This is a genomic window from Psychrobacter sp. UBA3483 (assembly GCF_002377905.1).
In the GTDB taxonomy this organism is placed as follows: domain Bacteria; phylum Pseudomonadota; class Gammaproteobacteria; order Pseudomonadales; family Moraxellaceae; genus Psychrobacter.
This window is the reverse complement of sequence record NZ_DFQS01000005.1, coordinates 19,139-45,450: the sequence shown is the minus strand read 5'-3', so window position 1 is coordinate 45,450 and position 26,312 is coordinate 19,139. Positions and strand designations below refer to the sequence as shown.

Below are 26,312 nucleotides of genomic sequence, written 5' to 3'. Positions count from 1 at the left end.
AGCGCCGTTACTGCCTATTATTGTTACGAAGTGTTTAATTTTATAGATTGATAGTAACTGTTTTCGATAGTTTTTCTGATTTTGCCATAAAAAAAGCCTTAACTGGCTAATATGATTGTTAGCGCATTAAGGCTTTTAGCTATATAAAACTCAATTTATAAACCGTCTTTTAGCTTATTATTCCTCATAAGCTGGTTTGGCTTTGGCCATATTTTTAATACTAAAGCGCTCATTCATCATTTGATAAAAACGCGCTAGATTTTCGCCCTGCTGGTTTGGATTGACTTTTAAAATCTTGCCAAAGTCTAAACCTAAATACAGTACGATATCGGCAAAACTTAACTGATCACCGACCAAATAATCATGACCGTTTAGGGCATTTTCAAAATACTGTAAGGCTTTTACCGCGCGAGCGATAGAAGGCGCGACAAACTCAGGTACTTGCTCGACACGCTGCGCTTTGGACGGATGGCTATGCTGAAACGCAAGCATAAAGTTATATAGCACTTCAAACTCGGCAATACGGCGCATCGAGCATACTTGCGCCCGCTGTACGACGTCATTACCCATCACCGAGCGCTCTCCATAGACGCGGTCGAGATACTCGCATACCGCCTGCGAGTCATTTAGCACCGTACCATCATCCAAGGTTAATACCGGCACCGTCTGCATGGGATTGATTTTGGTAAACTCCTCGGACATCTGCTCATTGGTAGCGAAGTCGATATCGACCACATCAAGATCATCCATATCATCGACATCGATACCTTTTGACGCCAATAAGATAAGCGCCTTACGTGGATTTGGGGCGGTACGGGTAAGGTATAGTTTTTTCATGGCAAACTCCTTGTAAAATGGTTTTAAAGCGACTCAGCGCCCTTTGGTTTTATTATGGTTACTGCATTATGGGTTATGGATAAAATTATAAATATCATGTTTAGACACTCCAGCCTGTTATTATCATAGCAAAACCTTATGCAATATGCTGTTTTAATAAAATGCTGAAAATCTGAAAAAGTAAAAGCCCCATGACATGACGTCATAGGGCTTATTAACTTAACATAACTGCTTGGCCAACCGCCTAATATGCTTAACTTATTTGTTAGGCGCAGGCGTGGTACGTAGATAAGGCTTAATTTCGGTATGGCCTTTTGGATAATTGGCTGGAATATCTTCGTTTTTCACGCTTGGCGGAATGATAACGTCATCGCCTTCTTTCCAATCAACTGGTGTTGCAACATTATACTCATCAGACAATTGCATCGCATCGATAACTCGGACGATCTCATCGAAGTTACGGCCACAGCTGGCTGGATAAGTCAGGGTTAAACGTACTTTTTTATTTGGGTCAATAATAAACACGCTTCTGACCGTCGCGGTATTGTCGGCATTTGGATGAATCATGTCATAAAGATCGGCCACTTTGCGATCTGAATCGGCAATGATAGGGAAGTTAACAGCGGTACCTTGGGTTTCTTCAATATCTTTGGACCAGCCTTTATGATCTTCTAAACCATCAACTGATAGGGCGATTGCTTTCACATTGCGCTTTTGAAACTCGCCGCCTAATGCTGCCGTACGACCAAGCTCAGTGGTACATACTGGCGTATAATCAGCAGGATGCGAAAATAATACTACCCAACTGTCGCCTGCCCAATCATAAAAGTTGATATCACCTTCTGTGGTGCTCGCGTCAAAATTTGGGGCGGTATCACCTAAACGTAAATTTGCCATGCTTTATTCCTTATTTATATGAGTAATGAGCGTTAGTATTTGTTCACACCTAAAGGTATCTATGCGCTCTATTGTTATAAACGTACTTAGTTATAAATATTCCTAGTTATAAACGTACTTAGCTATCAACGTACTTGGTCAATACTACACAATAACTCAAAGTACGTCAGCAAGAATTCTCTTCTATCTTAGCAAACTGGTTATGAATGTCTTGTGATGGATTGTAATGCGCTTATGCCATTTATTACTAAGCGCGTAAGTTTGCATTTAAAGCCTTAACCAAATTACTATGTCTGAAGCCCTGAAGATAATCCATGCTCATAAAAAAAGCCCATCTCTAGCGTACTAGAAATGGGCAATTTTGAAAACTACTATTGTTCAGTAGCGTTGTAAGCACTATTAGTAAAGCCAATATCTATAATTTAAGCCGGTTTATAGCTGTCACGTAAGCTTACGATTTGATTAAACACTGGCTTATCGCTCGTGTGGTCTTTACTGTCCGCAATAAAGTAACCTTCACGCTCAAACTGGAAACGCGTGCCAGCTGCTGCATTTGCTAATGACGGCTCAACCACGGCACTAAGCTCAGTCAATGAGTTAGGATTTAGCGCTTGATGAACATCGGCGGCGCTACTTGGGTCTTCAGCGCTAAATAGCTGCTCATACATGCGTACGATTGCAGGCACGCCTTGGCTAGCCGACACCCAATGAATCACGCCCTTAACCTTACGGCCCTCAGGGTTGTTGCCTAAGGTTGCTGGATCAATCGTTGCTTTTAGCTCAACCACGTTACCTGCGTCATCTAGCACATGCTCAGTCACTGCCAGCACATAAGTGTTGCGCAGGCGAATCTCATTCTTTTCTGGAGATAAACGCTTATAGCCTGCTGGCGGTTCAATCTCATAGTCGCCTTGGTCAATATAAAGGGTTTCGGTAAACGGAATCTCACGCTCGCCCATATAGACATTTGGATGGTTTTGCTGCGTGAGCCATAAAGTCTGTGCGCCTTCATCCCAGCGTGCATTGACGCTATCGGCTTTTTGCGACTCCCAACTGCTAACCGCATCGCTAAAGTTAGTAATCGTTACCTTTAACGGCTTAAGCACCGCCATACCGCGCGCGGTCGTCGTCTCTAATGACTGACGAATACTAAATTCTAATAGACGAAAATCAACGACGCTGTCTACTTTGGTCACGCCGACACGCTCACTAAAATCGCGTAAACCTTCAGGCGTATAACCGCGGCGGCGCATGCCAGCGATGGTCGGCATCCGTGGATCATCCCAACCGCTAACAATACCTTCATCAACCAACTGCTTTAATTTGCGTTTACTGGTCAAGGTATAATCGACATTTAAACGGCTAAACTCATACTGGTGCGGCGGCACATCAAAGCCAATTTTTTTAACCGCCCAATCATAAAAGGGACGATGGTCTTCAAACTCCAGCGTACATAAAGAATGGGTGATACCTTCAAGCGCATCAGAGAGCGGATGAGCAAAATCATACATCGGATAAATACACCACTTATCACCGGTTTGATGATGGGCTTGGTGCATGACGCGGTAGATGACAGGGTCGCGCATATTCATGTTTGGGCTTGCCATATCAATCTTGGCGCGCAGCACGGCTTTGCCTTCGGCAAACTTGCCTTCTTTCATATCATTAAAGAGTTTTAAGTTTTCTTCGACACTGGCATCACGCTGCGGCGACGGCGTACCAGCTTCATTAAATGAGCCACGATTATCGCGAATTTGCTCAGGGGACTGCAAATCCACATAAGCATCGCCTTGCTCAATCAATTGCACGGCCCATGCGTACAACTGGTCAAAGTAGCCTGACGCATGGTGCGCGTTGCCCGCCCACTCAAAGCCAAGCCATTTCACATCATTTTCAATATTATCAATATAGTCTTGCTTTTCTGCGGTTGGGTTGGTGTCATCAAAGCGTAAGTTACAAACGCCGCCAAACTCTTCGGCGATACCAAAGTTTAAGCAGATAGATTTGACATGACCTAAGTGCAAATAGCCGTTTGGCTCAGGCGGAAAGCGCGTCACAATTTGCGGGTATTTTTGCGCTTTGACATCATCGCGAATGATATTACGAATAAAGTCGTTTTTTTGTTCGTCTTTTTGTACATTGTTGCTTGAGTGCTCACTCATTACTCATTGCTCCTAGCGCAAGGTTTCAGTCTATAACACGTGTCATTACGCTTTATAAAAGGTTCAAAATAAGAAAATTTAAAATAATCAATCAAAAATCGCTGATAAAAGATAACGTTGCGTTATTCTATCAGCTTTTGCAAAGGCATTAACAGCCTGATACATGACAGACGACAAAAAAGCCGTTAGACTAGCCATAACTTTTAGTCAGCAACTTTTTAGCCACCACTTAACGGCGTCATTTTAGACGCTACAATCAAAAAAGGAATATCACATGGTAGACATGCCACCAGTAGTAGAACTTGACACCAATATGGGTGCGATCGTTATCGAACTCAATGAAGAAAAAGCGCCGAAAACGGTCGAAAACTTTTTAAACTATGTTAAATCTGGTCATTATGACGGGACGATTTTCCATCGCATCATTGACGGCTTTATGATTCAAGGCGGCGGTATGGACGCTGAGATGAATGAAAAAGCGACCAATGCACCCGTTGAAAACGAAGCGGACAATGGCTTGAAAAATGACAAAGGTACGATTGCGATGGCCCGTACGCAAGACCCACATTCAGCAACCAGCCAGTTTTTTATTAACGTAAAAGACAACGACTTCCTAAACCACTCTGGCAAAAACATGCAAGGTTGGGGTTACACGGTATTTGGTAAAGTCACCAGCGGTATGGACGTCATCGACAAAATGCGCGGCGTACCAACCGGTCGTTTTGGCATGCATGCTGATGTGCCAAAAGAGCCCGTGGTCATCAACTCTGCGACCATCATTACTCAATAATCGTTTTTTAAGAAACGGTATAAGATAAGCGGTTCGTTATTGACAGCGGCTTATCTTACCTCATGAGGATAAAGATACATGCAAAGCTTTAATCATTTAATCACGACCCGCCCTTATGAGGTGCGGCAAGTATTGATTAGCGATTTGCATTTATCGCCAGAAGAGCCTGCCTTAGTGCAGGCTTTTTTGGTACTGCTTGACGATTGCCTTGCCCTGCCTCAGCTTAAACGTTTATTTATCTTAGGCGATTGGTTTGAGGTTTGGATTGGTGATGACGCTTATTTGACCTTAGCAGAAGACGCGCGCCAAAGCCATTGGCTTACGCCGCTTATCGTTAAACTAAAAAAACTACGGATAGCTGGGTGTGAGATATTGGTCATGCATGGCAACCGTGATTTTCTGTTGGGTCAGCCATTTTGTAATTTATTCGGTGGTGAGCTGATTTATGAGCCGTATTATTTAACCGTTGGACAGCACAGCTATCGCTTAGAACACGGCGATGCCTTATGTACTGATGATAAAAAGTATCAGTTCTTTCGCAAAATGATGCGTAACCGTTTGACCCAGTGGTATTTGCTCAATAAATCGCTTACCAAGCGCTTAGCGATTGCCGATAAATTACGGCAAAAAAGTCAGCAAAATAATGCCAACAAAGCCGCTTATATCATGGATGTCAATGAAAATGCAGTAATACAAGCCGTAGCTGATAACGATGCGTTACTACATGGTCATACCCATCGCCCGGCCATTCATCAGGCAACGATAGATAAAAAACGCTACGTACTTGGCGATTGGCGCTTGCTTGATAAAGAGTTACGCCAGCCAAAAGTCAGTGCGGTGATTGGGGCGGTAACGGCAGATGACAATTCAGGCGATAATGCGGCTGAGTTTGAGTTGGTTGAGTTTAAGATATTGGTTTGAAACATATCATTCTGAATAAAAAAGGGTTGCCATGAACTAACCCTTTCTATATTTGGCGGTTAACTTATCTACTCAAACCCATGGCTGATTAATCCTAAGGCATCAATTTAAAGAAATGCTGACGATAATGTTTTAACTCGCGAATAGAGTCGCGAATATCATCTAGGGCTAAATGGCTGCCGCCTTTTTCAAAATTTCTTAAAATATCAGGACGCCAGCGGAAGCACAGCTCTTTAATCGATGACACATCAAGGTTGCGATAATGAAAAAAGCGCTCAAGCTCTGGCATCTGCCGTGCCAAAAAGCGGCGATCTTGGCAGATTGAGTTACCACACATCGGCGACTTGCCACTATCGACCCATTTATTCAAAAACTTAATGGTTTCCGCTTCCGCCTCTGCTAAGGTCACCGTACTACGGCGCACGCGGTCGACCAAGCCTGACTGGCCATGCTGCTTGGTATTCCAGTCATCCATTTTATTTAACACTTGATCGGATACCTTGATCGCAAAAACAGGTCCTTCGGCAAGGACGTTTAAATCCTCATCAGTCACCACGGTCGCAATCTCGATAATCTCATCATTTAAGGTATCAAGCCCAGTCATTTCTAGGTCAATCCATACCAACCCTTTTTTACCTTGGCTTTTGATTTTAATTTTATTGGGATGGTCGTCGGTACTCATAAAATATCCTATGGTCAATAAAGTTTGGCACAGCTTACGAGCCATAATGTTAATCAATTAAACTGACTCTAAATGGTCAGGCTAAAATCATATACTTTGTACTTGGTTGGCTATAATGCCTAGTAAAACGAAAATATTACAAAACCACTATCTGCTAGCGGCGCTTTAGGCTGTATGTTAGCAAATTTTCACGCTACACTTAGCAATATTTTTTAATAGGTCATAACCCATGGCATTAATCCGGCAACGCAAACTGACTAAACAACAGATTCGTCGCATCGACAAACAACAGCTTGATAGCCAAGACAGCATCGATGACAGTTTGATGGATGGCGTGGTCATGGCGCATTATGGTAAGCAGCTAGAAGTACAAGTGACCAGCTTACCGGCAGTAATTCCCGTGCAGCCAGAGATTGCGCCTGATGATCCTGAGCCGTTTTGGCAGGAACTAACGTTAGGCGATATTTGGCGCTGTCATGTGCGTACCAATCTGCCTATGCTAGCCGCTGGCGATAAAGTACGCTGGAGCGCCGACCCTAATACTGGCTTTGGACGTATCGAATCAGTCAAGCCCCGCACCTCGCTCGTTTCGCGTCCTGACCGTTATCATAAGCTCAAGCCCGTCGCCGCCAATGTTGATATTTTGGCCATTGTATTTGCGCCGTTGCCTGCCGCTGCGCCGACATTGATTGATCGCTATTTGGTCGTTTGTCATCATGCAGGCGTAAAGCCACTATTGGTACTTAATAAAGCTGATCTACTGGCGCAAGAAAATGGCGTCGATACCAGTGAATTATTGGCACAATACGCGGCGCTTGGTTACGAGAGCGTGCTTACTTCGGTTGCGTGCCCTGAAAACATCGCTGATAGCGACGAGCAAAAAGGTCTTGATGAGCTAAAGCGCTATATCGATCAGAAACTGGTCATTTTTGCGGGACAATCTGGTGTTGGTAAAAGCAGCTTAATTAATGCCTTATTACCTGAATCAGCACAAAACGTCAATATTATCTCTGAGAACTCAAAACTTGGTCAACATACCACTACCACCAGTCGCTTACTGCCCTTTAACCCCGACGACTTAACCCAAGGTGGCATCGTCGACACCCCCGGTATTCGCGAGTACGGTATTTGGCATCTGACCCCTGATGATATCATCTCAGGCTTTATCGAGCTTGCGCCACTGGCAGGTGATTGCCAGTTCCGCGATTGTCGCCATACCCATAACAGTAAAGGCTGCGCCTTATGGCAAGCGGTTGCGGACGGCGAAGTATTGCAGCGCCGTGTTGAAAACCTTGTGACGCTAACCGAAGAGGCGGATACTAAGCCTTATTAGCAGATGTGTCTAAGGTTATTGTTAAAGTAACGACCAAGTCATCGCCCGTTTACTATAGATGACCTTATCGGTATAATAGCGCCTTGTTCACCATCGTTGGGCTGTCTTCTCAGTTTGACTGAACACTTATATTTTTGGAGGTATGGTTTGGATCGTGCGCTGGAATTTGTGGGCAACCACCCGTTTTTATTTGGTATATTAGCCGTGCTTGCCGTGCTGTTTTTTGCCATTGAAAACAAACGTAGTGGCAGAAAAATATCGCCCAACACCTTGGGTATGATGGTTAACTCGCAAAATGCGCAGCTCATCGATATTCGCGCCAAAAAGAAATTTGAAACCGGTTATATCCAAGGCAGCCGCAACATACCTTTCACTGAGCTCAAAGACCGCATTGAGGAAATTCGTGCAATTGAGCAGCCAGTTATCATCGTCTGTGATATGGGTATTCAGGCAGGCGCTGCGGTACAAATGATTGGTAAAGATAATGTCTATCGCCTAGAGGGCGGTATCGGCGGCTGGCAAGGCGCTGGTATGCCATTGGTTGGCATAAAAGATGCTAAAGCTAAAAATAAAGGCAAAGCCAAGCCAAGTTTGCATAAGTAAGACAACCGATAAAGCTGCAAATTTCATAAGATTAACAGCCATATAGTTTTAGAAGCTTGCAGCGTTAATTAAAAAGACACCTTTAAAAGGTGTCTTTTTTTATGCGCTAATGATGCTACCGCCAGCGCTTTTTAACCAAAACTGCTTGAATTTGCCATAGTCATCCCCACTTTATACGGAGCAGCAGCAAATATAGCGGTTATTTACGTATTGATAACGGTTTGTATTAATGACTACCCTATAATTTTTTTATCTTATTATTTATCATATTACTTATAACAAAATTGCTCACCCATAAATTTATAAATAAGGAATGACCATGACTGTACCTGTGCAAGTTTATACCACTCCAATGTGCCCATACTGCTCAAACGCTAAAAAACTATTGCAATCTAAGGGCGTTGATTATGAAGAAATCGGCATGCACGACATCAGCCGCGAAGAGCGCCAGGCCTTGATGCAAAAGACCAATAACTATCGCACTGTGCCGCAAATTTTTATTGGTGACACCTTTGTCGGTGGTTTCGACGAGCTTAACCAAATGAACCAACAAGGCAAACTTGACGAGCTATTAGCCGGTTAATTTGCTATTGTACTTTTCTGTTTATTTTTATTGGTGTAAAAATAGACAGTATTAAGAATAGGGCTTTGTGATAAAAAACAGTTTTTAAAAAACTGAGTAAAAGATCTTGAGATAAATCTCAAACCTTAGTCTGCATTTATATTACAATGATATATTGTTACAATGACAATCTGTCCCATTATTTGATTAATTTTTAGAGGAATGACCATGGCTGAAGAACAAGCACAACCACAATTGGCACTAGAACGCATTTATGTAAAAGACATGTCACTTGAAGTTCCAGGCGCCGCTGTATTTACTAAAGAATGGAACCCTGAGCTTGATATCAATCTATCGAGCAACGCTGAAAAGCTTGATGACGATCATTATCAAGTGGTATTGACGGTCAGTGTCAACGCCAAAAACGCTGAAGAAGCGGCATTTATCGCCGAAGTGCATCAAGCAGGTATTTTCTTATTAAAAGACATCCCAGAAGATCAAATCGGTCAAATCTTGGGTGCTTATTGCCCGAATGTGTTGTTCCCGTATGCGCGTGAAGTGATCAGCGACATCGTTACGCGTGGTAGCTTCCCGCAGCTATTGCTTGCACCAGTCAACTTTGACCAAGCATACGCGCAAAGCCAGCAGCAAGCACAAGTTGATGCGCAAGGTAACGCGTAACTTTTAGCTGAAGCATTAGCTAATCTACATTTAACCAATAGTAGCTAAAAGCCGTTTACTAAATTTAAGTAAGCGGCTTTTTTATGGACGTTTTTTGGTATTTGCTTTTACGCACTAAAAAACCCTGCTGCTTGTGATTACAAGCAGCAGGGTTTTGAACATGACTGTTAATAAACAAGTCCTATCAGCACCTCTAAAAAAGTATTAGCCTTTTAGTGCCGATAAGATTTGCTGTTTAACATCATCAATGCCTTGGGTGCCATCGAATTTGTCATATTTAGGAGCATCGCCGCCTTCAGCTGCTTTTTCTTGATAGTAACCAACCAAAGCAGAAGTCTGCTGATGATAGGTCGCTAAACGATCGCGAATGGTCGCTTCTTTATCATCTTCACGTTGAATCAATGGCTCACCCGTCACATCATCGATACCATCGACCTTAGGTGGATTGTGGTCGATATGATAAACACGACCAGAACCAGCATGCTGACGACGACCTGATAGGCGCTTAACGATTTCATCATCAGGCACGCTAATTTCAATCACATGGTCGATTGCCACGTTGGCATCAGCAAGCGCTTGGGCTTGTGGAATGGTACGCGGGAAACCATCTAAAATACAGCCGTTGACACAATCAGGCTTGGCGATGCGTTCTTGCACGAGGTTAATGATAAGATCATCAGAAACCAAACCACCAGCGTTCATTACATCTTTTGCTTGTTTGCCAAGTTCAGTACCTTCTTTGATGGCGGCACGCAGCATATCACCTGTTGAGATTTGCGGGATATCATACTCTTTAGAGATGAACTGGGCTTGGGTACCTTTACCGGCGCCTGGTGGACCTAGCAAAATAATACGCATCATTATACGACTCTCCTTAATAGATAGGATTTTGGGACTAATAAAACTTAGGGATTGGTGGGTTGCAGAGCTTACCTTACCTTGTGGCTTTCAAAAGCTCAAGTATTTTTAGTCTGGATGCGGCAAGTTACGATGACTTATCTGTTCATGAGATAAGATTGTATGGGTTGTGCGCCGCCAAAAGTATGACGGCACGCATGTATTGAGCGTTTAATTTTTAAACTACTTTTATCAAGGAACTTGTTGATTAATCGCAACACTGACCTGATTTTGGTCGGCGCTAATCACCACAGGATTACCGGTTAAGTCACCGGATTCAGCATCGGCAGTGCCACTATGGCTGATACGTGCAATCACAGCAAGCTGGACTTTATCACCGCGAGCAGCGGCAAGCGTACGTTCAGGCATCATGGCGTCTAAATCACTTAGGCTAATAGTTGCCTCTCCCTGTTTAATGACGCTAATCGGTAAACGCTTGGCAGCAAACGGTGGCCCACCTTTGACATCACGGATAGCGACAAACAGCACATCATCTGCTTTAACTAATGGTAGCAAACTCGCATTAATAGAAACGGTGACCTCAACACCCTCAGATGCCTGCTGCTGCTGCGCGCTAACATTGGCACTCAATTCATCAAGGCTTGTCAGCGCTTGGCTATGGTCGCCCGGTTTGGCAGCAATACTGGCACGCAAACGCTTAATCCAGCCTTGTGCTTGCTCAAAGTTATTACTACGCGCCTCGCCCATTGCCATCAACATCTGAGCGCCTTCATGCTGTGGATTTTTTGCTAGTACGTCTTGTAAGACGCGGCGGCTATTGGCATCGAGCTGACCTTTATTGGCAAAAAAGCTGATTTGCGCATAAGTGGTGGCGATCTCTTCATTGCCTGGCGACAAACGATAAGCGCGTGATAGAGCTTCAAGTGCTGAATCGGTGGCTTCTAATGATAAAAACAGCTCAGATAAACGCATCCAGCGATCAGGGTCATCAGCATGACGGTAGACATTGGTCTGCATCGCACTGATTAGCTGCGTACCATCTTCAATCGCCCAAGCAGGTGGCTGATCGATTTTACCAGTCAATAAGTCATCTGCCACTTGTCCGACTTTATCTTCCGCTGCCCACAAATCGAATACTGACGTACGGTCACTGATTAAGAAATAGGCCAATCCTGCCAATACAGGCACCCATATCATAATAATCAAACGACTTTTGAAACTTGGCGCTACCATGGGTGTGACTGTGCGCTGCGCGTCCAGTAATTGGCGCTCAAGCTCCAACTTTTGATTGCGATAATGTACGTCATCGATGGTGCCGCTGTCTTTATCGGTTTGCAGCTCTGCTAGGCGCTCACGGAATACGGCAACATTGATGTCTAGTAGTTGATTGTCAACGGGCTTGTCGCGCAAGCGTGACGCTCGTAGCCATGGCATGATAGCGATAATCGCCAGTAGCAGCGCAATAAATAAGCTTAGGGCAATAAATAAGCCAAAAGTAGAGAATAGGGTCATTTTTTGTCCTCTGTACTGGTGGTGGCGTGTTCGCTCTTAGCATTGCTATTGTTGTCGTTACTGCTACGCGACAATAAACGATCAAGCTCTGCTTTTTCTGCCGACGATAAGGCGGCGGCGCTGTCTACATTAACCGCACTTTCGCCGCGCGCCACACGCTGGCTACGTTTACTTTGCCAAAACCAGCCAATGATTAGTACAATCAATAATAATGGCGGAAAAAACCACAGTATCCAGGTCGATGGGCGCACAGGCGGCTTATAAGTAATAAAGTCTCCATAACGCTCTTGCATATATGCGCGTATTTCCGCATCACTACGACCCTCTTTAATCATGTCGTACGTTTTTTGCTTTAAATCTTGCGCGATGGGCGCATCAGAGCCAGCCAAATTTTGGTTCTGGCACTTTGGGCAACGCAGCTCCTCGATAAGCCCGCGATACTGCGCTTCTTGTTGCGGCGAATCAAAGTCATAAACATCAATTGCGGCATGCGCACTGAAACTTAGGATAAAACTCAGTAAGCAAGCAAGCATTAAGCCGGCTAACTTTATGGTGCGGTTCGTTGCTTGCATGGCTTTTGGTTGTAGGTTTTTTAATGACGTGCTTTTTAATGACATCACTGTTAAAGGCATGGCGTTCATTTACACACCTCCTGAACCTGACTAGGATCGGGACTGATATTTTTCTTATCCGCTTCATTGAGCACCATCAAACATGGCATAATGCGGCTTTGCCAGTTACTCTCGCTAATCTCACCAATAATATGCTGACGAATGATACCTTGCCCATCAACCACAAAGGTTTCAGGGGCACCAGTTAAGCCTAAATCTAAAGCAAACTGCCCAGATAAGTCCTGAATAGACATGGAGAATGGATCGCCGCCACGATTTAGATATCCTAGCGCATCACCGATGTCATCTTTGTAATTAACGCCAACCAAATTGACACCGCGTTCCTCTAGTTGCATTAAAAAAGGATGCTCAACGATACAAGTTGGACACCAAGAGCCCCAAACATTCATCAAAAACGGCTGCCTAGGCAAATTGTCATTGGTCATTATACGGCTTGTATCAGACAGTAGTGGCAACTCAAAGGTCGGTACCGGACGCTCAAGCGCAGTGTTGGTGACGATATCCGTCGGCTGACCCAAGCGCAGGTACAGCATGATAATAAAACCGACAAACACAATCAGTGGAATCAAAAACCATATCTTTATTTGACTTTTTTTCATGGTCTTGGTCATTTTGTGGTTTGCATCATCTTTATTGTGAGGCGCTTTTGGGGAAGAATTATTTTCTGGACTCATGTTACTTCTCCCCTACTGTAGCTTCGGTAATAAACCCTACTTTATTAGCGGCCATTGGCGGCGATGTTTTAGTCTTTTTAAGACGATAACGGCTATCTAGCATACTTAGCAGACCGCCTAAGGCCATGATAATCGCACCAAGCCATATCCAGCGAATCAGCGGCTTAACATAGATGCGTACCGCCCACTTATTACTGTCTTCAGCGATAGGCTCGCCCAGCGCCACATAGACATCACGCATGAGGCTAGCATCAATTGCCGCCTCGGTCATTGGCATCATACTAATGATATAAGTGCGTTTTTCAGGGTATAAAGTTGCCACCTCGCGACCGTCTTTGGTCACCTCGACCTGTGCTTGCATACCATCAAAGTTACTGCCTCTGACTTCATGGAAATCTTTGACTTCAAAGTCGTAGCCTTGTACGTGCACGCTTTCATTTTCGCCTAATGCCACATCGCGCTCGACACTCAAGGTGCTGGTAAACGCCACTCCGATGACAGCCACGATTACACCAATATGAGCAGTTTGCTGTCCCCAGTAGCTTAGCCGTAGCTGACCTAGGCCTTTAAAGAAACTTGGTGCATTTTTGGTTTTGTCTTTAAAATCGACAGCCATCCACAGTAAGACCCAAAAGCTAACCGCCAGCGTCACGCCAATATTTAGCATGGCAGATGGGCTGACAAAATAGGCAATGATCGCTGCCAATACCATACTGCTGACCGCGATGACCATACCGACGCCCAATAATGGACGGCTGTCTTTTTTCCAGCGAATATTAGAGCCCATACCCATCGCTACTAACAGTAGCCATGCCAAGGGTACAAATAGCGCATTAAAGTACGGAGGCCCAACAGAAACCTGACCTAAATTAAAGGAGTCGGCAATAATAGGATACAGCGTACCAAGCAAGACAACTAAGGTTGAGATTAAGATAATCACGTTATTAATGACTAAAAATGATTCGCGCGATATCAGCTGATACTGACTTTCAACCGTCAAACGCCAACCGCGTACAGCAAACATTAAGAGCCCGCCACCGACGATAATACCCAGAATGACTAAAATAACCAGACCACGCGTTGGGTCGGCAGCGAACGAATGCACCGAAGTAATGACACCTGAACGCACCAGGAACGTGCCTAAAAGACTCAAGGCAAAAGCAAAGATGGCCAGCATGATGGTCCAAGCTTTAAAAACCCCGCGCTTTTCGGTTACGGCCAACGAATGCAGCAAAGCTAGGCCTGCCAGCCAAGGCATCAGTGAGGCGTTCTCTACCGGATCCCAGAACCACCAACCGCCCCAGCCAAGCTCATAATAAGCCCACCAAGAACCAAGGGCGATACCAATGGTCAAAAATCCCCACGCAGCCAGTGCCCATGGACGCGACCAGCGGGTCCAAACAGCATCCAAACGTCCTTCCCAAAGTGCTGCCATACAAAACGCAAATGGCACGGCCATACCCACATAGCCCATATAAAGCATCGGTGGATGGATAACCAAACCAAAATCTTGTAGCAGAGGATTTAAGTCTGCGCCATCAACGGGTAAGTTTGGTAAAGTGCGATCAAACGGTGATGAAGTAAAGATTAACATCGCCAGCATCATCACCTGCACACCAGCCAATATCACCAGTACGCGGGCGCGCATGGTTAACGGCAAGCCACGACTAAAGTAAGAGACCAAGGCACACCAAGTGGCCATAATAGTCATCCATAGCAACAGTGAGCCTTCATGTCCGCCCCACGTCGCCGACAGTTTATAATACCAAGGTAATAAGGTATTAGAATGCTGGGTGACATAAACCAAGCTAAAATCATTAAAATAAAAGCCTGCCATCAATGAGCCAAACGAGATAATCATGGCCGCAAACTGCGCCCACGCTAAACTCGGTGCCAGGCGCTGCCAAGCAACGTGGTCGTTCATGACACCAATGGTCGGTAATACCACCTGCAAAATCGCCAATACAAAGGCGGCCAGCAAGGCAAAATAACCCAATTCTGTGATTAACATACGGTCTAACCTTGTTTACCTTAATACGGTCATTGTTTATTTTAGAAAGCAGTGTTTTTAAGATAGTTGATAATAGTCAGTAGTCACTACTGTCGTTACTTCTAGCTGCCATTGTCATGCTGTTATTTGCATCTGTATACCTATTAGCCATTGCAGCTTAGGAGACTTACAGCATGGTACATTAGCGTCAACTTGTCACGTTTCTGTATCCACTCTGTAGGCGATATGTGTAAAGAACATAAAAACCTTTTATCACTGCGTGGCAGGGAAAAACACTAGGACCAGATGCAACCAACCTGCCAAGAAACCTGTCAAACCACCGAGTATAATAAGCGTCATCTCATCTTCACGAAAAGCGGGGCGCAATAGGTTTTGAAACTCATCAGGGGATAGCGCGCGGATACGATCGCGAAATAACCCAAATATTTTACTGGCACGGCTTTTATTAAGCTCAGGGTCACGCAGTGGCACCATGGTCGCGACGATGGATTTGTCGATAATGGTATTCTTCAATTGCCCAAACTCGCGGCGACCCAGCCCAACGCGCAATGTGGTACTAATCACTGGCGATTCTAACACTTTATATAAGTGCGATTTCATCAGCTCACGCGTTTGGGCAGCGCGGTCACCGTACATCATCTCATTCATGATGTTTTCTAATGTGACCAAATCTTTGACCACAATCTCAGCAAAAACTTCAGAAACTTCTTCTTGGCGCTTCATAAAGCCGCCTTGGAAACGGTACTGGGCAATATGCGGCAGTTGCGGCTTAATAAATGGGAAACGGCTTTGTAGCGCAAAAAACTTCACATAGGGAACAAAATGCGGCTCAACGGGGTTAAACACCATCCAAATGGCAATCCAGTTAGTCAAAAACCCCCAAATAGCAGCAAAAAACGGTACGGTCCAATGTTGCGGCACCACCAAAAATATGAACATTTGGATAATACCGAATACGAGGCCAATCAAAGCACTGATATGCCAGATAAAATCAATTTCTTTTTGCCCAACTTTTAAAAACATATTGACCATCAAACGACGGTCACTTTCCATTTTATTGACAATCATCTTGCGCATATCGACCAAATCTTCGACGTGATAGGTCAAATCCGTCACCAAGGATTGCATGATACTCGGCAACTCTTGATGCGCTTGGGCATAGACGCGTCGCTTTAATGCATAAGGCAGATTACCCCACAATGCTGGCGAATGGTCGAGCATAATTTCGTCGATCAAGGTTTCGAGGTTTTCATCGACCGTGTCGGTGATAAATACCGCCATTTGCGCAGGCTCCATCGCTTGAAAGAACTCATCGAGCGAACCCAGCTTTGATAGCGTCTGATCAACGATGACGCCCGATATCTTGCCCGCTTTGCGCGGCACAATCCCTTGCCAACCCAATCCCGGCAAACCAAAAAATGGGAAGTTTGGAATCCGAATACCCCAAAATTTAATCGGATAAAATAGCATCTTGAGTGCCATCCACACGTGTATCCAAGTGACCAATGCCGTCACTGGTGGAATGGTCAACATAGCAAAAAACTCGGGGTGTTCCGCTATCGTCTGCCACAATGAATTTGCATCCATGACTCTAATTATCCTTGAGGTGATGATGGTCGTTGTTAAGCAAATATCCTTAGTCGATTAAGAACGCTCAATAAAAACGCTCTATCCTCAATAACCACTGCATTAACTAATGCTCTCTATGATGTCAATGGCTAAAATAAATCGCCTGATTTTAGCATACTTGCTATTTATTAGCACATATCAAGCCTTGGCAAGTTGTGACTAGCGGTGACACGTTTTGCGCCCTACTCTCTATCCTAAACCTTTAATATCATTAATTGATGCTAAAAATAGCTAAAAAACAATGTCGATCATGGCAATGACAATCCTCATAAAACAAACGACTGCTTACTGCGCGCAAGCTTTTGTTCTGTTATAATCTACGGTTGTCTAACGCTACTGGTTAGCTGATGACAGCAAGTAAAATATTTGACCTTTTATTGATAAATCACCGCGCTATGTTATTGAAATACTTTAGTTTATCCTTTATGCTCACCTCGCTTTAGATAAACGAGCCAATAGCTGTCTCTCTCTTTGCTTTATTTATCCTTGCTTAATTTATCCCTGTTTAATAATTACCATTTTATCAACGACCGATTCACTGACTGTCTGGGTACTGACTTTATATGAACAAACCGCTCGCGTCCGATACCGAACAGGTCAATCGTATTTTTACCAGCCGTATTATTATCCTTGGGCTGTTCATGTTTATGGGCTTGTTGGGTTTGATCGCGCGTTACGGTTATCTGCAAGTGTATGCCCATGATAAGTACACTACCCAAGCCGATAACAATCGCATTAAGCTTATCTCTGCGCCGCCCAGTCGCGGTTATATTTACGATCGTAACGGCGTGATTCTCGCTGACAATCAGCCCGTATTTACCGCTATGCTAAGCCCTGACGAAGTCGAAGACCCAGAGCGCACGCTAAATCTGCTGGCGCCCATTTTTGATCTTAGCGAAAAAGACATTACCGATATTTTGGCCCGCGTTAGCAAAACCAAAAATGACCCAGTGACCATCAAGATTGATTTGACCGAAGCACAATTGGCGCAGTTTAGTGAGCGTCAGCCTTTTTTTCGTGGCATCAGTATTCAAAGCAAACTCACACGCTCGTACCCTTATGACGAGCTATTTGCCCATGTAATTGGCTATGTCGGACGTATTAACGATAAAGAATCCAAGCAAATTAATAAAGATCGCTACGCGGGTACCGATCTTATCGGTAAGATTGGTATTGAAGATTTTTATGAAGACATCCTGCTCGGACAGCCAGGTTATCAGTCGGTAGAAACCGATGCTCATGGCAATATCCTACGTCAACTTGATACCAAAGCGCCCATTGCGGGCAATGACATCACGCTTAGTCTAGATTATGGCTTGCAAACCATTGCGCAGCAGCAGCTTGATGGTCGCCGCGGCGCTATCGTCGCTATCGACCCAAAAAACGGCGATGTTTTGGCTTTTGTTAGTAACCCAAGCTACGACCCCAATCCTTTTATCTCAGGTATCTCTTTTAAGGACTACGGCGCTCTGCGTGATGATGTCGATCAGCCACTCTATAACCGCGCGCTGCAAGGGACGTATCCTCCCGGCTCAACCATTAAACCTTTTGAAGGTTTAGGCGGTATTCATTATGGCCTACGAGATTGGGAAACGACTATTTATGACCCCGGTTATTTCAGTTTGCCCGGCGATTCGCATCGTTTTCGCGACTGGAAACGCGGTGGTCACGGCACGGTAGATTTAAAGAAATCCATCATGATGTCGGTCGATACCTATTATTATAAATTGGCGTATGAAATGGGTATTCAGCGCCTTCATGACTGGATGGTGCGCTTCGGTTTTGGTGAACAAACTGGTATTGACTTACCCAATGAAAAATCAGGCGTTATGCCGTCACCAAAATGGAAAAGAGACACCTATGATAAAGGCTGGTTACCGGGTGAAACCATCTCAGTCAGTATCGGTCAAGGGTATTTTTTAGCCACGCCATTACAGATTGCCAATGCCACCGCCATGACCGCGAATAAAGGCCATCACATCACGCCGCATTTATTAAAAAGCAGCGACGGTGCGGCGGCCGTCAACTTGATTACCAAGCCTGATGGCAAAATTGACTATAATGGCAAACCGTCAGATTGGACGCGTATGCACGATGCGATGGAACAAACGGTTAAGGCGGGTACAGCGCGTGGCATTTATACACCGCGCTATCGCATCGCTGGTAAAACCGGAACGGCACAGGTCAAATCGATCGCTCAAGGTAAAAGCTATAATAAAGCGGCACTCGATAAACGTCACTGGGATCATGCTTGGTTTAATGGTTTCGCGCCTGTAGAAGAACCAGAAATCGCCCTTTCGGTACTGGTCGAAAATGGCGGCGGCGGTAGTGCCGTTGCAGCGCCTATTGGTCGCGCCTTATTTGATTATTGGATGCTACAGCGTAAAACCGACCCTATTTTGCCACCAACTGCCGATGAGCTAAGAGCTATCAGGCGCCAAAAGGCCTTTGAAAAAGCTATGCGCGATGCCGTACGTGATAAAGAGCAAGCGCTCGCCGAGCAAAAAGAAGCTCAAAATGCTGAAACCACAACCAGCGCTGCCACTGCTGAGTAATAACAAAGCTAAACAGTAAAAAGTTCAGCAATAAAATATTTCAGAATAAATGAACGAAAGGCAATACCTAAAAAACACTATGAAAAAATCTTTGAAAAGTCGTTGGCAAAATAACAACCATCATGCGAAACAGGCCGCAGCGGGTGACGTACGTATTATCGGCGGGCAGTATAAACGCCGTATTGTGAGTTTCATCGATGCCGAAGGTTTGCGCCCGACACCAGATCGCCTGCGTGAGACTTTATTTAATTGGTTGATTGGCGATATTCATGACGCTAAAGTACTTGATAGCTGCGCTGGTAGCGGCGTTTTAGGCTTTGAAGCCTTATCACGTGGCGCGGCTCATACTACCTTTATCGAAGTAAATCCGGCGCAAGTCACTATGCTGCGCAAAAGTGCTGAGAACTTACGCTTAGAGCCTCCTATGTATCAAATTATTCAAGGCACAGCTGAGCAGGTTTTGACGCAAAATCAAACAATACAGCGGCATTTTGATATCGTCTTTATCGATCCGCCCTATGCGCAAGATTTGTGGCAGCCGATTTTGACAGCGCTCATTAATCAGTCTCTAATCAGCACAGAAACGCTGATTTATTTAGAGGCGGATAAAGATTTAACCCTACAACTGGATCAATTGGTAGCAAGTATCAACGAAAGCGCTGAGCCGCCAGCAGAGATAATGCAAAGCTTGATAAGTTTTGAGTGCCTAAAACAGAACAAAGTTGGGCAAGTTGTCGCTGGACTTTATCAGCTTTCAGCGTCATAATTGTCGGGTTAACGAAAGCCATTAACAAAATTTACAAATGTTTAAAACCGCTAAAAAACTGGCCAACGCTGCAGTTTAATGTATATAAGGCGAAAATAAACCCCAATGCAGCTTGCAAGCGTAGGCGCTACTGCTTATAATGTGCAGTCTGTTTTTTGAGAGCCCCGTTCCCAGCTAAACTCTCAACGAATTCTAATTTTAAGGTTTTATCATGAAAACACTTAGTGCAAAACCAGCTGAAGTGACCCATGACTGGTATGTCGTAGATGCTGACGGCAAAACCCTTGGTCGCTTAGCTACTGAAATCGCTAGTCGCTTACGTGGCAAGCACAAGACTTGTTATACGCCGCACGTAGATACTGGTGATTTTATCGTTGTTATCAACGCAGAAAAAATCGCGGTAACGGGCAAAAAAGCGCAAGATAAAAAGTACTATCGTCACAGTGGTTACCCAGGCGGTATTAAAGAAACCAACTTCACCAAGCTGATTGCACATAAGCCTGAAGATGTTCTACATAAAGCGGTTAAGGGTATGCTTCCAAAAGGTCCTCTTGGCTACGCGATGATCAAAAAGCTGAAACTATATGCGGGTACAGAACATCCACATGAAGCTCAGCAACCTAAAGAACTAGACATCTAAGGATATACTTATGGAACGCAATTACGGAACTGGTCGTCGCAAAACTTCTACCGCTCGTGTCTTTCTAGCGAAAGGTACTGGTAGCATTGTTGTTAACGGCAAACCACTTGATGAATACTTCAGCCGCGAAACATCGCGCATGGTTGTTCGTCAGCCTTTAGAACTACTTGAATCACCTACTGCTTATGACTTATATATCACTGTAAAAGGTGGCGGTATCAGTGGTCAAGCAGGCGCAATCCGTCACGGCATCACGCGTGCATTGATTGAGCTTGACGAAGCCAACAAACCTGCTCTAAAAGCAGCTGGCTTTGTTACTCGTGACTCACGTCAAGTTGAACGTAAGAAATTGGGTCTACGTAAAGCACGTAAACGTCCACAATTCTCAAAACGTTAATCAAAGCTATCTCTTCCCTTTTTACTGTTGTCTTCTTTTTCTCAGAGTCGCTGCAGCAGTATTAAGCAAAAGAGTAGATTTGCAAAACCTTATAAGCTGGTCTCAGTTTATAAGGTTTTTTTATGGCTATTTTTTAGTGCTATTGTTTAAATGGAAGATAATTCGCTAATCTGCCGCGTCGTTTAAAAACGCTTAGTTTTTGTTGTCGTTACTTTATTAAAACCTGCTTGCAAACTTAGCCGCGCTCCCCCATCATAATAGTAACTTTTATTACCCTGTCCTCATTATGAAAGCCCCCGAACAATACGATCCTAGTAAACCACCGAAAACGGATATGCCACCGCCTGTAGGTAAGCATAATAAACAGAGCGAGATGGCTAAGTCGCCCGCCATTCCTGCTGGTATGCCTACAATTACGCAAACGCATAAGCAAACAGCGCAAGCAGAAAAAAAACCCTTTCAATGGCAGTTTTTATTGCCGCAATATTGGGGTATCTGGCTGTTATTGGCAATTATCATGCCGATGATATATCTGCCACTGCGTTGGCAGTTTTGGCTGGGTCGTAAACTGGGTATTTCAATCTATAAACTAGCCGGCTCGCGCAGGCGTGATACCTTGATTAACTTAAGACTGGCTTTTCCAGAAAAGCCCGAAGCTGAGCGCGAGTTGATGGCAAAGCAAGTGTTTGTCAATCAAGGTATTGGGGTGTTTGAAACCTTATGCGCTTGGTATCGTCCTAATATTTTTACCCGTACGGTGTCTATCTCGGGCTTACAGCACCTAGTAAATGCCCAAAACCAAGGTCGACCTGTGATTTTACTTGGGGCCCATTATACGATGCTCGATCTTGGCGGCATGCTCTGCACGCAGTTTTTTGCCACCGATTGTATGTACCGCCCGCAAAATAACCCGCTTCTTGATTGGTTCATTTATAACGGACGTACTAAGATTTTTGGTAAGCAGATTGCCAGCCGTGACATGCGTAGCCTTGTTAATTCTATTAAAGCTAAGCACGTGATTTGGTACTCACCTGACCAAGATTATGGTCTCAAGCAAGGTGTCATGGCGCCGTTCTTTGGTGTGCCCGCCGCTACTATTACCGCTTCTCGGCGGATGGCAAAGTTGGGTAACAAGCAAAACCCACCAGCACTCATGGCGCTGCATACTTATCGGCAAACACCTGATAACCTGCCGCGAGGCAAACGTCCGCATTATCATCTGACCATTACGCCAGAGCTGGAGAACTATCCGAGCGATGACGAGATTGCCGATGCAACACGCGTTAATGAGGTGCTAGAAGGATTGATTCGTATCGATCCTACCCAGTGGATGTGGTTCCATCGTCGCTTCAAAAATGGCCCTAACGGTCGTACCGATATTTATAAGTAGGTTTTGATTACCCAAAAAATAGCTACAAAATTTGCTATACTTTGCAGCTGATATTTTATCAGCTCTATTATTTACCTCGATAACTTATCTATTTTAATAACTCACTCATATCAATAACTCACCTGCATAAATAACGATGTGAGAAATAAAATAACGGATTTTTCATGAGTACTCAAACTGACGCAGCTGTAGACAGTTCTAAACAAGAAAGTAAACGTATCCTAACCGGCATCAAACCAACGGGCATTCCGCATTTAGGTAATTACGTTGGTGCTATTCGCCCAGCCATTCAATCGATTGAAGACAGTGATGATGAGGCGTTTTTCTTTTTGGCAGATTATCATGGCATTATCGGCTGTTATGACCCTGCTGTTATTCATGAATCGACCAAAATTATTGCCGCGACATGGATTGCCTGTGGCCTTGACCCTGAGCGCGTGACCTTTTATCGTCAATCTGATGTACCAGAGATTCCAGAGCTGGCGTGGATTTTAAATTGCTCATGCGCAAAAGGTCTAATGAACCGCGCGCACGCTTATAAGGCGGCAGTCGATATCAATACCGAAAAAGCCGACGTTGATCCAGATCAAGGGATCAATATGGGTCTATTCGGCTATCCAGTGCTCATGGCAGCCGATATCTTGATGTTTAATGCCACCCATGTGCCTGTCGGACGTGACCAAGTACAGCATATCGAGATGGCCCGTGATATCGCTGGTACATTTAACCATCGCTACAAACCTCTCTTTACCTTACCATCAGCGGTTGTTGATGAAGATATCCCGCTGCTCACTGGTCTTGATGGTCGCAAAATGAGCAAGAGCTATGGCAACACCATTCCTTTATTTGGTGAGCCTAATCCGCAAGTCAGCCCTGAAAAGCAGATGCATAAGGCCATCATGAAAATTGTGACTAACTCGCAGTTGCCTGCTGAACCAAAAGACCCTGATGATTCTGCACTCTTTGAGATTTATAAAGCCTTTGCAACGTCTGCGGAGGTTGCTGATATGCGTGATCAATATACAGCTGGTATTGGCTGGGGCGATGCCAAGCAAGCATTGTTTGATAAAATCAATAGCGAGATTGCCCCATTCCGTGCTCGTTATGAGGAACTGATGGCCAATCCAAAAGAGCTAGAAGAAATCTTACAAATGGGCGCAGAAAAGGCCCGTCGCCATAGCCGTAAACAGCTCGATAAGACGCGCCGCGCTATTGGTATTCGCCCCCTTGCTAAGCTTAAGTAAGTCTTTGATTGCTTTTACTCACAGTAATCAGGGCGGCCGCTAAAGGTGCAGACAGTATTGAAAAATAAAACAGCGGCTTTACCAAAGGCCGCGTTTTCCGTAAGCGCGCATGAAAACGCTAAATTTATGAATAGCAATGGCAAACATCGTATTTCAATCAATAATGATATGGCGCTGCGTATTTATCAGACGCCGGTGCAGCATCTACCAGAAGATCTCTATGTACCACCGCAAGCCTTTGCCATTTGGCTTGAGCAATTTGCTGGACCCTTAGATTTCTTATTATATCTGGTCAAAAAGAACAATGTCGATCTCACCCAAATGCCGATATTGCCGATTACTGAGCAGTATTTGGCTTATATCGGTGAGCTGGATACCGAACATTTTGAATTGGCGGGTGACTATCTGCTGATGGCGTCGACCTTGATTGCCATTAAGACCGAGCTGCTACTACCAAAGCCCGAAACGCCAAGCGATGAGCGTGACCCAAAAGCTGAGCTGATTGAACGCCTTGAAGAATATGCGCAAATCAAAGTGGCCAGTCAACGTTTGGACAATCTGGTGCGTCTTGAGCGCGATGTGTTTTTGGCGCTGGTTAGTATGCCCAGCCAAGAGATTATGAGTGCCGAACTGCCTAATTACTCGCCAAACTTATTGATTGATAGCCTATTTAAAATGCAGCTGCAGCCTGATTATCAAATGCATAATATCAAAGTTGATGCCGTGCCCCTTTCTGATCGTATCGCCAGTATTAGCAGACAGCTAAGCACGGATGGTGCGCGCTCGTTTTATGAGCTGCTGGATAAATCCCAAGGTAAGATAGGCGTTGTAGTCAGTTTTGTCGCGGTACTTGAGCTGATGAAACGGCAGTTGGTTGGTGTCGTAAATAATCATTCAGAGCGCCAACCAGCTGCTGACAATCAGTCTACAGTAGACTGCCATATAGGACAATTAACGTTACAGTGGTTGGCTTAAGGGTTTTAATAGAGAACAGTACAATGACAGATACGCAGCATCAAGATTTAGAAGAAATGAGTAAACATATTGAAGTGCTGCTGCATGCCTCTGAAGCACCACTCACCGCTCATGATTTAAAGAAGCACTTGTCTGTGTCTAGCAAAGATCTCAAACAAGCTTTGGCATTATTACAGCAGCGCTTGGATACGGGTGTATTAAGCTTGCATCAGACGGCCAGTGGTTATCGGCTACAAATCGCAGATAGCTATAGTCCGTTAATTCAGCGCGTATTCCCGCAGCGTCAAGAGCGCCTTAGCCAAGCCTTACTTGAGACACTGAGTGTGATTGCTTATAAGCAGCCAGTGACCCGCAGTGACATCGAGCACGTGCGCGGTGTGACACTATCGAGTAATATCTTGCGTCAACTGTTTGATAAGGGATGGATTGAAGAGAAAGGTTATAAAGAAACCTTGGGGCGCCCTGCACTGCTACATACTACAGCGCAATTTTTAGATGCGTTTGGATTGACCAATTTAGATGAGCTGCCGCCACTGCCTGATATGGAAGCTATCAAAGCTTTGTCTTAGTACCAAGTCATTATCTTAAATCTATTACAGTAAAATCTGTATATACTTATAGCAGTAAAAAAGGACACGCTTTATAAGCGTGTCCTTTTTTATAGGGTTGATCGGTAAAAGAATTATTGATTAATAATATCAACGCCTTTTGGCGGCGTGAATTTAAACTGACTGCTATTGATACTTGGGTTCATTTTAATACCACTAAACTTAATCGTCGTGGTTTGTCCTAGCGTATCATTCAATACCATCATGACAGGTTTGCCACCACTAAAGCTCATCGATAAGCTCTTAAAACTGGCGCTATCTGATTTTGGATAGAGCACATAGTAGTTTTTATTGGCATAAGGCTGGGTAATTTTAAAGTTTTTATCAATCTTACTTGGGTCACCTGATAACAATAACGCTGGGGTGTTACCTACTTGACTATCGACATTTTGCTTGGTCGCTTGTTCCAAATCTTTGTCATAAACCCACATTGAGCTACCATTCGCCACAATCAGCTGCTCTGACGGTGATTTGGTTTCCCAGCGGAAGTTATTTGGACGCTGAACACTCATGGTACCGCTAAAAGTGCCACTATTAGCGCCTTTGGTGGTTTGACTAAAATTAGCCGTCATACTTTTGGTATTACTTAATAGCTTATTTAAGCGTTTAGCAGCCGTTAAGTTATCCGCAGGAGCAGCGCTTGCTGTTTGGGTCAATGCTACCATCGGCGCTGCCACTCCAAGTGCAGTCATCAATACGCCCGTTAAAGCGCCGCCCATTAATTTTTGTTTTAAAGTGGTCTTTTTCGTTGATACAGTCATTATAATTCCTCTTTTAAATGCAAAATAGCATAAAAACAATATGTTCTAATTAAAATTTTTGTTTTCGAGTAAGTGCTTATCTCGCGCCATAAATTCGGCGTCAGTAAACAATGCAGACAGTGTGCCAGTTTTTTTATTACGCGCCTAGTCATGATTTGCAATCATTACTACCGCTGCCATACACGCTTGTAA

Annotated in this window: 25 protein-coding genes; 14 read left to right on the top strand and 11 right to left on the bottom strand. The window is 44.4% G+C overall.

The annotated features are described in order from the left end of the window. Window positions 1-177: 177 nt before the first annotated feature. The 3 genes from B2866_RS00965 to B2866_RS00955 all read right to left on the bottom strand — a co-directional run bounded on the left by B2866_RS00965 (window position 178) and on the right by B2866_RS00955 (window position 3,896). Window positions 178-837: a glutathione S-transferase family protein gene (locus B2866_RS00965; RefSeq protein WP_296189673.1), complete on the bottom strand. Its 660-nt coding sequence runs from the start codon at window positions 835-837 to the stop codon at window positions 178-180. Between the two features lie 258 nt (window positions 838-1,095). Beyond that, window positions 1,096-1,734, bottom strand: a complete 639-nt coding sequence (locus tag B2866_RS00960; protein WP_296189670.1) for a peroxiredoxin — start codon at window positions 1,732-1,734, stop codon at window positions 1,096-1,098. A gap of 422 nt (window positions 1,735-2,156) precedes the next feature. Further along, window positions 2,157-3,896 carry a glutamine--tRNA ligase/YqeY domain fusion protein gene (locus B2866_RS00955; protein WP_296189669.1) on the bottom strand — a complete coding sequence of 580 codons (1,740 nt, stop codon included), beginning with the start codon at window positions 3,894-3,896 and terminating at the stop codon, window positions 2,157-2,159. A gap of 283 nt (window positions 3,897-4,179) precedes the next feature. On the opposite strand from B2866_RS00955, the gene B2866_RS00950 reads away from it, so the two are divergent. Continuing rightward, window positions 4,180-4,686, top strand: a complete 507-nt coding sequence (locus B2866_RS00950; protein ID WP_296189988.1) for a peptidylprolyl isomerase — start codon at window positions 4,180-4,182, stop codon at window positions 4,684-4,686. A gap of 78 nt (window positions 4,687-4,764) precedes the next feature. Next, window positions 4,765-5,607, top strand: coding sequence for a UDP-2,3-diacylglucosamine diphosphatase (locus B2866_RS00945; protein ID WP_296189666.1), 843 nt, complete (start codon window positions 4,765-4,767; stop codon window positions 5,605-5,607). A gap of 94 nt (window positions 5,608-5,701) precedes the next feature. Here B2866_RS00945 and orn read toward each other — a convergent pair whose 3' ends face one another. After that, window positions 5,702-6,289, bottom strand: a complete 588-nt coding sequence (gene orn / locus B2866_RS00940; RefSeq protein WP_296189665.1) for an oligoribonuclease — start codon at window positions 6,287-6,289, stop codon at window positions 5,702-5,704. Between the two features lie 229 nt (window positions 6,290-6,518). Here orn and rsgA point away from each other — a divergent pair, with 229 nt between their 5' ends. The 4 genes from rsgA (at window position 6,519) to secB (ending at window position 9,468) form a co-directional block, all read left to right on the top strand. Then, window positions 6,519-7,622, top strand: a complete 1,104-nt coding sequence (gene rsgA / locus B2866_RS00935) for a ribosome small subunit-dependent GTPase A (RefSeq protein ID WP_296189661.1) — start codon at window positions 6,519-6,521, stop codon at window positions 7,620-7,622. Between the two features lie 147 nt (window positions 7,623-7,769). Next, complete coding sequence (locus B2866_RS00930; protein ID WP_296189659.1) at window positions 7,770-8,225, top strand: rhodanese-like domain-containing protein; 456 nt, start codon at window positions 7,770-7,772, stop codon at window positions 8,223-8,225. A gap of 319 nt (window positions 8,226-8,544) precedes the next feature. After that, complete coding sequence (grxC, locus tag B2866_RS00925) at window positions 8,545-8,808, top strand: glutaredoxin 3 (RefSeq protein ID WP_296189656.1); 264 nt, start codon at window positions 8,545-8,547, stop codon at window positions 8,806-8,808. Window positions 8,809-9,015: 207 nt separating this feature from the next. Then, entirely contained in the window at window positions 9,016-9,468 is a 453-nt protein-coding gene (gene secB, locus B2866_RS00920) for a protein-export chaperone SecB (RefSeq protein WP_068407439.1), read from the top strand. Window positions 9,469-9,672: 204 nt separating this feature from the next. Here secB and adk read toward each other — a convergent pair whose 3' ends face one another. The 6 genes from adk to B2866_RS00890 all read right to left on the bottom strand — a co-directional run bounded on the left by adk (window position 9,673) and on the right by B2866_RS00890 (window position 16,742). Beyond that, window positions 9,673-10,329, bottom strand: a complete 657-nt coding sequence (gene adk / locus B2866_RS00915) for an adenylate kinase (RefSeq protein WP_296189652.1) — start codon at window positions 10,327-10,329, stop codon at window positions 9,673-9,675. Window positions 10,330-10,557: 228 nt separating this feature from the next. After that, complete coding sequence (gene ccmI / locus B2866_RS00910) at window positions 10,558-11,838, bottom strand: c-type cytochrome biogenesis protein CcmI (protein ID WP_296189651.1); 1,281 nt, start codon at window positions 11,836-11,838, stop codon at window positions 10,558-10,560. Continuing rightward, entirely contained in the window at window positions 11,835-12,410 is a 576-nt protein-coding gene (locus B2866_RS00905) for a cytochrome c-type biogenesis protein (RefSeq protein WP_409520828.1), read from the bottom strand. Before B2866_RS00905 ends, ccmI begins: the two co-directional genes overlap by 4 nt. Window positions 12,411-12,475: 65 nt before the next feature. After that, window positions 12,476-13,081 carry a DsbE family thiol:disulfide interchange protein gene (locus tag B2866_RS00900; RefSeq protein ID WP_296189983.1) on the bottom strand — a complete coding sequence of 202 codons (606 nt, stop codon included), beginning with the start codon at window positions 13,079-13,081 and terminating at the stop codon, window positions 12,476-12,478. Window positions 13,082-13,145: 64 nt separating this feature from the next. Next, window positions 13,146-15,155 (bottom strand): heme lyase CcmF/NrfE family subunit, encoded by a 2,010-nt coding sequence (locus tag B2866_RS00895; RefSeq protein WP_296189648.1) that lies wholly within the window; start codon window positions 15,153-15,155, stop codon window positions 13,146-13,148. Between the two features lie 252 nt (window positions 15,156-15,407). Further along, window positions 15,408-16,742 carry a hypothetical protein gene (locus B2866_RS00890; protein ID WP_296189646.1) on the bottom strand — a complete coding sequence of 445 codons (1,335 nt, stop codon included), beginning with the start codon at window positions 16,740-16,742 and terminating at the stop codon, window positions 15,408-15,410. Between the two features lie 605 nt (window positions 16,743-17,347). On the opposite strand from B2866_RS00890, the gene mrdA reads away from it, so the two are divergent. From mrdA to scpB, 8 genes are all read left to right on the top strand, one after another. Continuing rightward, window positions 17,348-19,339: a penicillin-binding protein 2 gene (gene mrdA / locus B2866_RS00885; protein ID WP_296189643.1), complete on the top strand. Its 1,992-nt coding sequence runs from the start codon at window positions 17,348-17,350 to the stop codon at window positions 19,337-19,339. A gap of 79 nt (window positions 19,340-19,418) precedes the next feature. Continuing rightward, window positions 19,419-20,105 carry a 16S rRNA (guanine(966)-N(2))-methyltransferase RsmD gene (rsmD, locus tag B2866_RS00880; protein ID WP_313473802.1) on the top strand — a complete coding sequence of 229 codons (687 nt, stop codon included), beginning with the start codon at window positions 19,419-19,421 and terminating at the stop codon, window positions 20,103-20,105. Between the two features lie 211 nt (window positions 20,106-20,316). Then, the gene (gene rplM / locus B2866_RS00875; RefSeq protein ID WP_068407459.1) at window positions 20,317-20,745 is read left to right on the top strand and encodes a 50S ribosomal protein L13; all 429 of its coding nucleotides are present in this window, start codon (window positions 20,317-20,319) and stop codon (window positions 20,743-20,745) included. A 10-nt stretch (window positions 20,746-20,755) separates the two neighbouring features. Beyond that, window positions 20,756-21,142 (top strand): 30S ribosomal protein S9, encoded by a 387-nt coding sequence (gene rpsI / locus B2866_RS00870; protein ID WP_068407462.1) that lies wholly within the window; start codon window positions 20,756-20,758, stop codon window positions 21,140-21,142. Between the two features lie 286 nt (window positions 21,143-21,428). Continuing rightward, the gene (locus B2866_RS00865) at window positions 21,429-22,532 is read left to right on the top strand and encodes a lipid A biosynthesis acyltransferase (RefSeq protein ID WP_296189632.1); all 1,104 of its coding nucleotides are present in this window, start codon (window positions 21,429-21,431) and stop codon (window positions 22,530-22,532) included. A gap of 164 nt (window positions 22,533-22,696) precedes the next feature. Beyond that, window positions 22,697-23,776 carry a tryptophan--tRNA ligase gene (locus B2866_RS00860; protein ID WP_296189629.1) on the top strand — a complete coding sequence of 360 codons (1,080 nt, stop codon included), beginning with the start codon at window positions 22,697-22,699 and terminating at the stop codon, window positions 23,774-23,776. A gap of 126 nt (window positions 23,777-23,902) precedes the next feature. Then, window positions 23,903-24,751, top strand: a complete 849-nt coding sequence (locus tag B2866_RS00855; RefSeq protein ID WP_296189981.1) for a segregation and condensation protein A — start codon at window positions 23,903-23,905, stop codon at window positions 24,749-24,751. A 23-nt stretch (window positions 24,752-24,774) separates the two neighbouring features. Beyond that, a complete protein-coding gene (scpB, locus tag B2866_RS00850; RefSeq protein WP_296189626.1) occupies window positions 24,775-25,320 on the top strand; it encodes an SMC-Scp complex subunit ScpB in 546 nt (181 codons plus the stop codon). A 113-nt stretch (window positions 25,321-25,433) separates the two neighbouring features. Here scpB and lolA read toward each other — a convergent pair whose 3' ends face one another. Then, window positions 25,434-26,120: an outer membrane lipoprotein chaperone LolA gene (gene lolA, locus B2866_RS00845; protein WP_296189625.1), complete on the bottom strand. Its 687-nt coding sequence runs from the start codon at window positions 26,118-26,120 to the stop codon at window positions 25,434-25,436. Window positions 26,121-26,312: the final 192 nt, after the last annotated feature.